We start from the raw sequence: 12,576 nt of genomic DNA, 5'->3' as shown, positions 1-12,576 counted from the left end.
AGTTATGGCGTAGCACCGGGCAATAATCTATATTGCGAATCTGTATGTAAATAATTTTTGGGTTTGTCAGATTGCTCTTAGTATTGCCTTCTTGTATATTTGGAAGCTTGTAAGCAGCACAAAGAATGTCATTTTTGAACCAATTAAGACGTAGATAAGAGGATTTTATGGGTGTAATGGATAAAATGAGAAAAAGTACCAGTGTTATTCTCTGGGTACTTATTTTCTCATTCGGAGTGTTATGGATGTTGGCTGATACGAACATGTTTGATGTTATTCAGCAGGGGCCGCGAACACTTGGATCGGTAAATGGTGAATCAATTTCATTGGAAGAATATAATAACCGCCTGCAGTATTATACTCAGCAGTATTCTGAGCGAACGGGTAATTCTATGACCCCCGAAGTTCGTGCGCAGTACGAACAACAGTCATGGAATGATTTGGTGAATAGCAGATTGCTCCAGGATAAGATGGATGATTTGGGCATTCATGTAACCGATCAGGAAGTAGTAGATATGATTACGGGCCCGAACCCCGATCCGCTTATTCGGCAGAATTTTGCTAATGAAGATGGAACTATTGATAGAGTAGCACTGCAATCATGGGCGGAAGCTCCGGAAAATACGCAGCTGCTTATTTCTATTGAGCAGCAGATGCGTCAAAAGCGGCAGCAGCAGAAAATGAATAATTATCTGCAATCGTCGATGGATGTGAGCGATTATGAGGTTGAGCAGTATTATATCCGCAATAACACGCGTGCTGATGTTTCTTTTGTGCGGTTCCCTTACGCTGATGTCAGCAATAGTGAAATTTCGGTATCTGAAGATGATTTACGGGAGTACTACAACAATAATCAGGATAAGTATGAGCGAAAAGAATCATACCGCATCACATATGTGAGTTTTGATAAAACGCCTACCAAGGAGGATACAACCCGTACATTTGAGGAAATGAATCGCTTGCAGTCTGAATTTGTTACAGCGGAGAACGATTCGCTCTTTTTTAATCGCTATCAGTCCGATATGGAATATAGTGTAAAAACGGCGAATAAAGATGAGATTCGTGAACTCTATCAACCGGTGTTAGATGTATCAGTTGGCAAAGTTACGGATGTAATTCAGGATGGGGGGCGACTGTTTTTGCTTAAGAAACTGGATGAAACCGCCAATGAGGTAACGTTTACGGTTTTTGGTCGAGATATTACAGCAGATCCGATTGCAACAATTGATGCTCGCGCCGAAACAGCTGATGACTTCAGCTTTTATGCCCAGGAAGATGGTTTTAAAGGAGAGGCGGAGCGGCGTGATCTCGAGATCAGTGAAGCATTTGCTACAAAAGGCAACAACTTTATATCTGGTATCGGGCAGAGTCAACAGATCATGCGATTTTTGGAATCGGCTTATGAAGGGCAGATTTCCGATCCCCTGGAGCTAAACGAGCAGTTTGTGGTTATTAAAGTAAACGAAATTACAGAGGCCGGAGTTGAACCTTTTGAGGAGGTTGAAGATCAAATAAGAACGGTTGTAACAAATAATAAGCGGAAGCAGCAGATTGTTACCAATGTTGAAGATCTTATTAGTCAAAATAGTGATCTGAAAAGTATAGCAGAGGCAGCAGGTAAAGAAGTAATGACTGTAGAATCGCTTGCTAAAAGTGATGCAACAATTGAAGGTGCAGGACGAGAGCCTAAAGTTGTGGGTGCTATTTTTGGCCTGAATGAAGGTGAACAATCCCCGGCAATTGAAGGTACATCAGCGGCTTTCGTAGTGCAGTTGGATGAACTGTACGAAGCTGATCTTGATAATCTCACAGCTGATGAGCGACAGCGTATTCGTCAGCAATTACGCCGGCAGAAAAATCAGGCATTTATGAATACCTGGATTGAGCAACTTAAGAAAGAGGCGGATATTGAAGATAACCGAGCCCAATTGCTGCGCGGCTAAGTAATAGAAAAATATTAAATGTATTTTCAGGGCAAGGAGGAACGCTTCTTGCCCTTTTTTGTTTGAAGAGATTTGATGATTGCGGCAATAGATTAGTGATATTATTATGAGCAAATCAGATAAAAAATGGATGGAGCTGGCGCTTGAGATTGCTGAACGAGGTGCGGGTTATGTGTCCCCCAATCCTATGGTGGGATGCGTAATTGTATCTGCTGACGGTCAGAAAATTGGTCAGGGATATCACGAGCGCTACGGTCAGCCGCACGCCGAGAGAAATGCGGTCGATTCGGTTAACAACCCTGAGTTGCTAAAAGGTGCTACTGTGTATGTTACGTTGGAACCGTGTGCCCATCATGGGAATACACCGCCCTGCTGCGAACTCCTTGCCGATCTTCCGATCAGCCGGGTTGTGATAGCGATGGAAGATCCTACGCCCAAAGTGGCTGGGAAAGGCATTCAGTATTTGCGCGATCATGACATCACGGTTGATGTAGGATTGATGAAAGAAGAGGCTCAACAACTGAATGAGTTTTTTCTGCACTATCAGACGCATAATCGTCCGTTTGTAACGCTAAAAATTGCACAGACGCTGGATGGATATATTGCTGCTCCCGATGGGGATTCGGAGTGGATTAGCGGACCCGAATCACGGGCGTTTGTTCACAAATGGCGTAGCCAATATGATGCGGTAATGGTGGGGCGTAATACTGCTTTACTCGATAATCCCCGGCTTACGGTGCGCCATGTTGAGGGGCGCCAACCCAAGCGCATAGTCATTGATGGTCCGTTGGATCTCCCACGCGATTTGAACTTGTTTACCGATCAGTACGAGGAAAAGACGATTGTGCTGACCCATAACAAAGAAAAGTTTGAAAATGAAGCCGATCCGATGTTAAACATGCTGCAATCGGATTATTTTCGGGGTCAGACGCTATTGGTGGATGAAAAAGGCGGTCATACTGATTTAGATGAAGCAATGCGTGAATTGGCTCATCTGCCTGTGACCTCTATTTTGGTTGAAGCCGGACAGAATTTGGCTTCGGCCTTATTGCGCCAGAGATTAGTGGATAAAGTGGAATGTTTTATTGCTCCTAAAATGCTGGGTGGTGGCACTAAATCAGTGATGGGAGTCGGCATCAACAGGATGTCAGAAATTATGGAATTTCGTGATGTGCAGTGGCGACAGGTAGGTAACGATCTGTTGTTTACCGGATATCTTTAATCACAATCAGAAAGAATTAGAAACGTGTTTACAGGAATTATAAAATCGGTTGGACAGATTGAAACGATTACCTCACTTGAAGATGGTAAGGAAATCACCATTGCCAGTGATTTTGCTGATGAAGTGAGCATTGATCAGAGTATTAGTATTAACGGTGTTTGTCATACGGCTACGGCGTGTGATGCTGAAACGTTTACCGTGCAAAGTGTAGCTGAGACGCTTCGAAAAACCAATATTGGGGATTTGCAGAAAGATGATTCGGTTAATCTCGAGCGGTCGCTCCGCCCCGATCAGCTGCTTGACGGCCATATTGTGCAGGGACATGTGGATGCAACCGGCACCATTAAAAATATAGATCAGGAAGGAACGGATTGGCTGTTTACGATTGAATATCCTAAAGAGCACAGTAATTTAATTGTAGGACGCGGTAGCATTGCTATTGATGGGATTAGTCTGACGGTGGCCAATGAGCAGGATAATACCTTTACCGTTGCTATTATTCCCTATACCTATGAGCATACCAATCTCAATGCAAAAGAGGTGGGTGATACAGTGAACCTGGAGTTTGATGTGCTGGGGAAATATGTGGTGAAATACCTCGAGAATCGAGGGATATAAAAATTTCTATTGAATAGTAGAGGATAGATTTATTTTCGGTTTCCAAATTGTATTCTGGTATTCCTTTTACCTTGATGCAAAAGGAACTAAAAGATCAAGGCTTGGAATTCTGGAACTACTCTGACCTTCGGGAGGGATAATTCTAATGGTCCTTCTCAAGAAGATCTATTTCGACAAAATAAACCGGTATAGAATTATCCTGTTCTCCCTACGGTCTCTACCCAGAATTCACTATGCCCGGTTTAAAACCGTAAAATTGAGTGAATTGATTTTCTTCGAGCGAGTCCCCAATGTTCATTTCAAACGAGTGAATTAATTCTCACTCAAAAATTATTATAAATAATATCTAAAATCCACGTGGTCGGCGACCGCTGTTGCTGGAAGATCGCTCAAGGTTGTTTAGTCCCGGCAGTTTTTGGAAGATGCTTTGTAACTGTCCAGCATTTACGCGCAGCGAAAAGAAGTAATACTGATTATCCCCAAACGGATTCATGGTAAACGACAAATCCCAGCAGTGGAGATTGCGACTTAATGAAAACTGAGAAGGAGTGAATTCTTTTGCTACGAGATCATATCCTATTTGAGTACGGAAATCCCATTTTGGCGTAAGTTTGATGTTGATATTACGGGCGTTTATTGTAGCTGATTTATTGTTATCTGCGTTAGGGGATGGGTTTAAGTTCCATCGATAACTGAAATCAATAGAAAAAGAGAGCGGAGAATTAAAGCCACGCACCGGTTGTCTGTTGAAATGGGGATCTACCGGATGAAAAATGCTCTGGTTTAGTGGATTATACTGTTGCGGATAATGAGGTTTGTCATTGGATTGAAAGCCCCCTTCACCCCACTTAACCGAATAGCTGGTACTGGTGGAAAAAGATGTAAGTTCAAATGGTTTGTTGTCTGTTTGAATTAAAAAGTCATCAATCCGGGCACCCTGATCATTGCGATCGTAAAAGTTGAAGTTAGCGTTGGCACGAATATTTAATCCCGGTAAAATTTTGGCTCTTAAGCTTGTATTTAAGTTGCTTAGTTTTAGGCTGTCGGCCGCGAAATTATAGCTCGAACTAAGACTTAATTGGTCAATAAGATTAATAATGTTTTCTTTCTTTTCGCCGGTCGAATCCCGCTCTACCTTTTTAGCTTCAAAGGTATTATTAAGGCTGAAATTGATTGAGCGCTGTTCTCTGCCGGTTGGTCCTCTATACACCTCGTTTTCAAAAATGGAATATCGTTGTGTTGGGGGCTCCTGACCTGGCGAAGCAGCGGTATCCGTTTGTACCGTGCGATAATATCCCCAAGAGTCACTTTGAAAATTGGGGCTGTAGCTAAAAGAGATTGATGGAGTAAGAACATGGCGGACACTCTGGAAGTTACCTATATTCAGATTCATCAAACCATAAAGCTTGGTACTAAAATTTAGGTTTGTGCTAAATTCCCTGGCTGAGGTAAATCCACGAACTTGTTCTTCTTCTACGCGAACAGAATCCCGGTTGAATGTTTTCCGGGTTGAAGTAGGGTACCAGTATTCCGTATAGTCACCACCGGCACTTACATTGATATATTGGCTGGGGATAAGTTGATTCATCCGCATATCAACCTGTTGACGAAACCCGAAGTTATAATGGTCGTCATTATCTGTTGCTTCCCGATATTTGGCGGGGTCGATCAGCGACTCGAACCAATTGACAGTTGCAGAATCGCCCGCTGTTGGTTCAAACTCAAAATCTGAACTAAAGTTGTTTTGATAGTTTACAGTAAGGCTTTCATACCAGCTTGATTCTCCCCCGGTAGTTTGCTGGTCCCCTGAAAATGGTGTGAATCGTTTGGGGTTAAAGGTTATTTCAGGTCCCGAAAGGGTAGTTACATTAGTGGCAAAATTCTGGTTATGTCGAATAGAGGCATTAAAATTGTAATCACCTTCGGGATGTCGATACCGATAGTTAAGATTCGATCGGGTGCTTGTTTCAGCGCGCTCATCCGGATCATAGGAGTTACGCTGGTTGTAATCTTGGGTCCTTAAATTAATATTTGCATCAAGATTGGCATAGGGTGAAAAATCTTGACTGTGGCTAAGGCTGAGTGACTTCTGAACATTCGTAGTAAAATTAGGATCAGTAGGTTCAAGTCCACTGTTCTCTTTGGAATATCCAATGTCGATACTACCATTTAATTTATCACGGATGCGATAATTGGAACGTGCATTAAAGTAATAAGAGCCAGATGTAAAAATATCTGCCGAAGCCTGTCCCGTAAGGTAGTCATTGAAATATTGGAACCATCCGAAATTTTGCAGACCTATGCCTCGACTTTGACGCTGTTGGTAGGCGTAAGTTGGCTCGAGTAATCCCGATTGCTTTTGATCAAACTTGCCGGGCAGATAGCCAAAAGGAAAAATGAGCGGATAGGGAATATCAAGAATAAACAGCCGGGCCCGCTCAAAGAAAATTTCTTCTTCATCGACTACCTTCATTTTTGCGGCCTGAATATAGTAATGCGGGTGGTCGAGTTGACAGGTAGAATAAATAGCATCCTCAAGATATACTACATGGGGACTTTCATTTTTAACCTTTGTTCCGATGAGGTTACCGTCCTGCACACCCACCCGGGCAACTTCGAACCGACCTTTTTCGGTTTTATAGTTAAAATCAATCTTGTTGCTGCGCACACGGTCGCCGTCGCGGATGAGGACAGGTTGTGAGAGGGTATCTTGTGGTGTCTGGGTGTTGGCGCTTACCAGGCTGCTGTCGAGGTTCATAGCCACTTTTCCAGCCTTTAGTTCGCCGGAGCTGTGGACAACATTGGCATCGCCAAAAAGGGTGGCAATGCGATTCTGTTCAAAGTCAAAAGTCAGTGAATCACTGGCTTGAAAATTAACTTGCCCTTCTTGTTCGGGTTGGCTTACCGATTGCTGGCCTTGTTGAGCGCCCGGCCGGCCTTGGGGGACCGTTTGTTCTTGCAAAGTATCCTGAACTGCCGTCGTGTCTTGTCCCCAAAGGGGTTGATTGGTCCCCAAGAATAGCAACAGCATCAATCCCCAATATCCGCAAAAATATTTGAACGATGTATTCATGCGATTGATGCCGGTAGTGCGTTAAGCAAAGTTAGGATGTTAAGAAGAATGTAAGCTTATATAGTATAAAGCAGAAGTGAAAAGAAACGAAGTGTCACCAGAGGCGCAGTTAATCAACTTCTTTGATTTTATAAACTGTTTCACCTTCTTTCTTCATACCATACTCTTCGCGGGCAATACGTTCCAGCAGAAAAGGATCAGTTTCAAGGTTTTCAATTTCTTGCTTAAGAACCTGTGTTTCATTTTTTAGCTGTTCCTTCTTTTCCTTGAGTTCTGCTTTGCGCTGGTTGAGTTCGATACGCGCCCAAATGCTATAGGTATCGATAAAGGTAAACCATACCACGACAATGCCGCCCAGAATAAGGGCCAGAAAAGATTTGCGCCACCGTAAGGGGTTCAGTAATTCGTAATTCATCAGCGAAGTTGCTTTAGGCAATAGTAATGGCGAACATTAGGGTCGAAAATACTACAAATTATAGATCAAACACAACCAAATGAAGGGCAGGCTCTTTCTACTATGTGGCTTTTTTATTTTGTCGCCGCTCTATCTGCAGGCAAAAGGGGCTTTGCAGGACACCAGTTCGGTAGAATGGATCAAGGTTTATTTTAATCAGCCGGCTGATTATTCAGTGGCATTGCCTGGGAATATGAGTAAAAGTAACGCTGACCTGCTGGCTACGCTCGAATCGCTTATTGATGAGGCGAATCATAGTATCGATTTGGCTATTTATGATCTGGAGCATCCGCGCATCGGTAAAGCACTGGCGGAAGCGGCCAAGCGGGGTGTAAGGGTAAGAGTGGTGACAGATAATTATAACCGAACCGATGCAGCTGAAATTGATTCAGCTATGTGGGTTACACTTCGGCAGGCCGGTATTATTTCAATCGATGATGATGGGGACGTGTATGAACCCGACGGTGATATTGATGACAACGATTTGGTTAACGCCGGTGCCGACATGCACCATAAATTTGCAGTTATTGATGGTTTGAGTCCCACACCTCATGATGATAAGGTTTGGACGGGATCAACAAACTTGACGTATACGGGAGCCTATAATACCAATAACACCATCATTATTAAAGATAGCGGTGTTGCCAAGGCCTATCTTCATGAGTTTGAACAGATGTGGGGTGATAACGATGAAACACCCAATCCGGCAAAATCAAAATATCACAAAGATAAATCGTACGTGGGTGAGAACACCTATTTTGTGGATGACACGAAAGTAGAACTCTATTTTTCGCCTATCAACCGATCGGGTAGCAAGCCCAGTATTATGGATCGGTTGGTAGAGGTGGTTCGTTCAGAAGCCCAGCATGATGTTGGATTCCAGGCATTTGCAATTACGCCGAGTATACCCCTCAGCAGAACAATCTGGCAGATGTCGGCCACGGGAGAAATCGAACTTAACGGGGTTATCGATCCGATGTTTTATTATCGATATAAGAACAACGGCGATATCTGGGCATCACCGGAAGCCAAGGTGCAAAACCGGATGATTCTTCCCGCTAATGAGATGCGGAAACTGCATCACAAGGTTATGCTGGTGGATGCCAAACATCCGGATCCATCCGATAAAGGGGTAACAGTTGCCGGTTCGTATAATTTCTCAAAAAATGCCGAAGTTAATAATGATGAAAATCTGCTTATTATTCATTCCGATCGGATTACGAATCAATTCTATCAGGACTTTAGTGGGGTTGTGCGGCGTGCGCAGCGAGAGGCCGATGTGCCTGCTCCCGTTATTGATCCGGATCACTGGTACCCGGTTAAGGAGGTGTCAGACGGAGGTGAGTTTGCGATAGAGGTCCTGCCGGGGTTTGGATACGGTGTGGAGTTTCTGGGTATAAATGTACCGCGTATTTATGCGGGGCAAGATTCCTCGGACTATTATGCCCGTGAAGCCTCGGGTTATCTGCGGAACCTAATATCCGGTGGGGAAGTGAAGCTGCAGGGAGCGTCGGGTGATCGCCCGGATGCCGGTTATGGTGCATTTCAGGCATATGTGAGGCTAAAAACGGAGAAGGGCAAAATCATACCATTAAACAAACACTTACTGCAGCAGGGGTTTGGTCAGCACGAGCAGTACTATGCGCAACACCCCGATTCGGTGCGAGCTTTCAAACAGTATACCGAGCAGGCAAAGCGGCAACAGGCGGGGATGTGGAGAAATTCCGAAAAGGTAGGGAGAAAATTTCTGCGTGATGAAGATTTGGATGATTCTGAGCCTTCAGAGGCTTTTCCTATTAATATTAATACGGCAGATGCTTCGTTACTGAAGTTGTTACCCGGCATTGGGTCTGCCTATGCCCAGCGAATTATTGAATATCGTGAACACAACGGACAGTTCGCCCATATCGATCAACTCGAAAATATCAGGGGCATTGGTCCCAAAACCATGGATAAATTGCGTCCTAACGTAGTTGTAAAGTAGAAATAACTGAGAAATGCAGTAAAATTTGTTTTATTTAAATAGCAGTTTCAAGTGCTTAGATGTCTACTGTAATGATAGGTAGACTGTGATTATTAATTTGATAAACTATGAATGAATCTATTGACGCCTTACGCTTGAATTTAGGTGAAGGCGGGCTGCTGGTGATGAATATATCGCTGGCTGTAATTATGTTTGGCGTGGCACTGGAGTTGTCGATTAAAGACTTCAAACGCGTTGTTAAAGATCCCAAATCTACCATAGTAGGTATCTTTTCGCAGTTTTTTTTGTTGCCGGCGATTACATTTCTGCTGGTGATTTTCTTTGAACCGCATCCGAGTATGGCTCTGGGGATGTTTATGGTAGCAGCTTGTCCGGGTGGCAATGTATCAAACTTTTTTTCGCTGTTGGCCAAGGGCAACGCAGCGTTGTCGGTAAGTATGACGGCCATAGTTACCACTTCGGCCATTATTATGACTCCTTTTAACTTCACGCTCTGGGCCAGTTTGTATGAACCTACCAGTATCATATTGAGAGACATCCATATAAATTTATGGGAAGTTTTTAAGATCATTGGCTTAATTCTGGGTATTCCACTTATATTGGGAATGACCGTTCGTCATTATCGAGAAAAGGTGGCCCAAAGGATTTCAAGCTATATTAAAGGATTTGGAATTATCTTTTTTGCGGGATTTGTGCTCGTAGCTTTTGCCATGAATTTTGATAATTTTTTGAGCTATGTGCATTTGGTAATTGCTCTTGTATTTTTCCACAACGCTTTTGCCCTGTCGGGCGGATATGCGCTGGCATCGATATTTAATCTACCTTATAAAGATCGAAAGTCAATTGCTATTGAAACCGGCATCCAAAATTCCGGTTTGGGACTGCTACTCATTTTTAACTTTTTTGAGGGATTGGGAGGTATGGCTCTTGTCGCAGCTTGGTGGGGCATTTGGCATATCGTTACCGGCTTGGGAATTGGGTGGTACTGGTCGATAGGAAAATCAGCTTTACAACAAGTTTTTAGCAATGCGTAAGAATTATCTCTGGTATCAGTTTTTCAGGTATGGTGTTATACGTCCGGCATTGCACCTTTTTTATTCGGATATAAAGGTGATTGGAAGAGAACATGTGCCGGAAAATAAACCGGTTATGTTTATTGCAAACCATCAGAATTCTTTTCTGGATGCGTTGCATATAGTTAACAACACGAGACATTTTGTCCACTTTCTGACCCGTGCCGAGGCTTTTGGCAATCCTATATTGGATCGTTTTTTCTATTCGCTGAACATGCTTCCGGTTTATCGCGCCAGAGATGGTTTCGGAACTATAAAACGCAATGAGAAAATATTTGAAGAGTGTTATCAGTGCCTTGCTCGGAATGATGCGCTGCTTGTGTTTGCTGAGGCAAGTCAAGTTATGGGGCGACGCATACGTCCGCTTAGCAAAGGATTTACGCGTATTGTTTTTGGCGTGGAAGAGAAATACAACTGGGAATTAGATCTGCAGATTGTACCGGTTGGCATCAGTTATGGCAATCATCGGAAGTCGAGAACACCCGTACGCATAGAGTATAGTGAGCCGGTTCCGGCTTTACAGTACAAACAGGCGTATCAGGATGATGACCGCGAGACTGCCCATCAGGTGAAAATGCAGATTGAGGATCGCCTCAAAAAGCTGACACTGCATATTCCCAATAAGAAGTACTATGATTTATACCAATTGATGCTGGATGATCTGGAGTCCAATCGGGAAGAGTTGTTGGATCCTGAGCTGGTGAATCGTCGCGCAACAGTTATTAGCAATCAGCTAAATGGCGAGTTGGTTGAGGAGTCGAGGTTTTTGCTGGAAACAGCTGATCAATATGATCTGACTGTCCGGGATGTAGTGGATCCGGTTTCGTTTGATCTTAAGGATGTGATACTGAGTCCTGGTTATTTTTTTTCATTGCTTAACAATGCGCCGCCCTATCAGCTTGTCCGGTGGCTGGTAAACAGCTACTTGGAGGACGAAGCATTTGAGGCTTCTGTAAAATTTTTAGTGGGATTAATGTTGCCGTTCTATTATATACTGATAGCGTTTATCCTGTTTTTAGCAGGAGTAAGCTTGCCGTGGATAGGCGGTTATATACTGGCAAGTCTGGCAACAGCCCCTTTATTTGTGCGGGGAAAAGATCTGTTGGAATCCAAACTGCTTGATAAAAAGAAGCGTTCAACGTTGCTGGATGACGAAAAATTTGTTGAGCAGTTGGAGAAGTTGAAAGACTTGCGTTCCCGACTCTTTCGTCAACAAGAAGATTAAAGGCCTGTGTTATCGTCCTTGTGTAAAAGCATTCTCAAAGTGCTTGATGTCGGGAGCTTCATTATTTTTCTGTAGAATGGAAATTACATCAAATCGTACCGGGACACCATCCATTTTACGCTCGTAAATCCATGCTTCGGCCGCTTTATAGACATTCTGAATCTTTTCTTCATCTACAAATTCCTCCGGTTCGCCAAAGGTATTTGAGGAGCGTGTTTTGACTTCAGCGAACACGATACACATCTCATTATCATAGGCTACAATATCTACCTCGGCGCGCTCAAAATGATAGTTCCGCTCCAGAATGGTATAGCCTTTTGACTCAAGATAGGCGACGGCCAGCTCTTCGCCCTCATCGCCAATTTCACGCGTTGTTTTTTTACTCATGATGTTGAGGTGGTGATGAAGAATCCGGTTTTGGTCCTGTGATGGAATGTTTCATCTCGGCCAGTTTAACCAGATGCTTTAAGAATTTCAGGTTCTTCTTGTTGATGTACGGCAGGAGAGCCTCCGTAAACCGCTCAAACATCTCCAGGAACTCGGTAAATTTTTCGATACGTTCCCGGAAATTCTGCTCTTCTTCAGAGAGGGATTCTTTCTCTTCAAAAAGGTCGAGAGTTTTGTTCAGATTCTGCCGGATGGGTGCTACCTCACGCTGCTGTCGCTCCCTGATGATGGTGGAAACGATATTCCAGACATCCTTCTCAGCGGTGTAAAAATCTTTGCGATTGCCCTTGAAATGTACCTTGTGGATCAGTTGCCACTGCAGCAGGTTGCGCAGATTCATGTTGGCATTACCGCGGCTTATATCCAGCTGATCCATAATAGCATCGGTATCCAGCGGATCAGACTCGGCATATAGTAGAGCGTGAATTTGGGCCATCGTTTTATTAATGCCCCAGGCCGATGCCATCTCTCCCCAAAGCAAAATAAATTGCTCTAATGCTTCTTCATGTGTTTGGGAGCGAGATTCATTCACACGCT

At 43.6% G+C, this 12,576-nt stretch carries 10 protein-coding genes; 6 read left to right on the top strand and 4 right to left on the bottom strand.

Annotated features, from left to right (window positions below; all coding sequences use genetic code 11):
• Positions 1-176: 176 nt before the first annotated feature.
• The 3 genes from CK503_RS02865 to CK503_RS02855 all read left to right on the top strand — a co-directional run bounded on the left by CK503_RS02865 (position 177) and on the right by CK503_RS02855 (position 3,783).
• Complete coding sequence (locus tag CK503_RS02865) at positions 177-1,943, top strand: SurA N-terminal domain-containing protein (RefSeq protein ID WP_255233316.1); 1,767 nt, start codon at positions 177-179, stop codon at positions 1,941-1,943.
• Between the two features lie 106 nt (positions 1,944-2,049).
• A complete protein-coding gene (ribD, locus tag CK503_RS02860; protein ID WP_255233315.1) occupies positions 2,050-3,165 on the top strand; it encodes a bifunctional diaminohydroxyphosphoribosylaminopyrimidine deaminase/5-amino-6-(5-phosphoribosylamino)uracil reductase RibD in 1,116 nt (371 codons plus the stop codon).
• Between the two features lie 24 nt (positions 3,166-3,189).
• Positions 3,190-3,783 (top strand): riboflavin synthase, encoded by a 594-nt coding sequence (locus CK503_RS02855; protein ID WP_095605284.1) that lies wholly within the window; start codon positions 3,190-3,192, stop codon positions 3,781-3,783.
• Between the two features lie 346 nt (positions 3,784-4,129).
• On the opposite strand, the gene CK503_RS02850 is transcribed toward CK503_RS02855, so the two are convergent.
• A complete protein-coding gene (locus CK503_RS02850; protein ID WP_141239868.1) occupies positions 4,130-6,856 on the bottom strand; it encodes a putative LPS assembly protein LptD in 2,727 nt (908 codons plus the stop codon).
• A 109-nt stretch (positions 6,857-6,965) separates the two neighbouring features.
• A complete protein-coding gene (locus tag CK503_RS02845; protein ID WP_095605282.1) occupies positions 6,966-7,271 on the bottom strand; it encodes an FtsB family cell division protein in 306 nt (101 codons plus the stop codon).
• A gap of 79 nt (positions 7,272-7,350) precedes the next feature.
• Between CK503_RS02845 and CK503_RS02840 the strand changes: the two genes are divergently transcribed.
• The 3 genes from CK503_RS02840 to CK503_RS02830 all read left to right on the top strand — a co-directional run bounded on the left by CK503_RS02840 (position 7,351) and on the right by CK503_RS02830 (position 11,592).
• Positions 7,351-9,294 (top strand): phospholipase D-like domain-containing protein, encoded by a 1,944-nt coding sequence (locus CK503_RS02840; RefSeq protein ID WP_095605281.1) that lies wholly within the window; start codon positions 7,351-7,353, stop codon positions 9,292-9,294.
• A gap of 107 nt (positions 9,295-9,401) precedes the next feature.
• Positions 9,402-10,328, top strand: a complete 927-nt coding sequence (locus CK503_RS02835) for a bile acid:sodium symporter family protein (RefSeq protein WP_095605280.1) — start codon at positions 9,402-9,404, stop codon at positions 10,326-10,328.
• Entirely contained in the window at positions 10,321-11,592 is a 1,272-nt protein-coding gene (locus CK503_RS02830; RefSeq protein WP_095605279.1) for a 1-acyl-sn-glycerol-3-phosphate acyltransferase, read from the top strand. Before CK503_RS02835 ends, CK503_RS02830 begins: the two co-directional genes overlap by 8 nt.
• Positions 11,593-11,601: 9 nt before the next feature.
• Here CK503_RS02830 and CK503_RS02825 read toward each other — a convergent pair whose 3' ends face one another.
• Both CK503_RS02825 and CK503_RS02820 read right to left on the bottom strand, forming a co-directional pair.
• Positions 11,602-11,979, bottom strand: coding sequence for a YraN family protein (locus CK503_RS02825; protein ID WP_095605278.1), 378 nt, complete (start codon positions 11,977-11,979; stop codon positions 11,602-11,604).
• Complete coding sequence (locus tag CK503_RS02820; protein ID WP_255233314.1) at positions 11,972-12,571, bottom strand: GbsR/MarR family transcriptional regulator; 600 nt, start codon at positions 12,569-12,571, stop codon at positions 11,972-11,974. The genes CK503_RS02825 and CK503_RS02820 overlap by 8 nt, the downstream gene beginning before the upstream one ends.
• Between the last annotated feature and the right edge of the window lie 5 nt (positions 12,572-12,576).

Source organism: Fodinibius salipaludis (assembly GCF_002287075.1).
GTDB lineage: Bacteria > Bacteroidota > Rhodothermia > Balneolales > Balneolaceae > Fodinibius > Fodinibius salipaludis.
This window is presented reverse-complemented; position numbering and strand designations above follow the sequence as displayed.

Excerpts from the sequence above, each read along its gene's own strand:
- CK503_RS02865 (WP_255233316.1), top strand. The coding sequence starts at position 177 with ATGGATAAAATGAGAAAAAGTACCAGTGTTATTCTCTGGGTACTTATT.
- ribD (WP_255233315.1), top strand. The coding sequence starts at position 2,050 with ATGAGCAAATCAGATAAAAAATGGATGGAGCTGGCGCTTGAGATTGCT.
- CK503_RS02850 (WP_141239868.1), bottom strand. The coding sequence starts at position 6,856 with ATGAATACATCGTTCAAATATTTTTGCGGATATTGGGGATTGATGCTG.
- CK503_RS02845 (WP_095605282.1), bottom strand. The coding sequence starts at position 7,271 with ATGAATTACGAATTACTGAACCCCTTACGGTGGCGCAAATCTTTTCTG.
- CK503_RS02840 (WP_095605281.1), top strand. The coding sequence starts at position 7,351 with ATGAAGGGCAGGCTCTTTCTACTATGTGGCTTTTTTATTTTGTCGCCG.
- CK503_RS02835 (WP_095605280.1), top strand. The coding sequence starts at position 9,402 with ATGAATGAATCTATTGACGCCTTACGCTTGAATTTAGGTGAAGGCGGG.
- CK503_RS02830 (WP_095605279.1), top strand. The coding sequence starts at position 10,321 with ATGCGTAAGAATTATCTCTGGTATCAGTTTTTCAGGTATGGTGTTATA.
- CK503_RS02825 (WP_095605278.1), bottom strand. The coding sequence starts at position 11,979 with ATGAGTAAAAAAACAACGCGTGAAATTGGCGATGAGGGCGAAGAGCTG.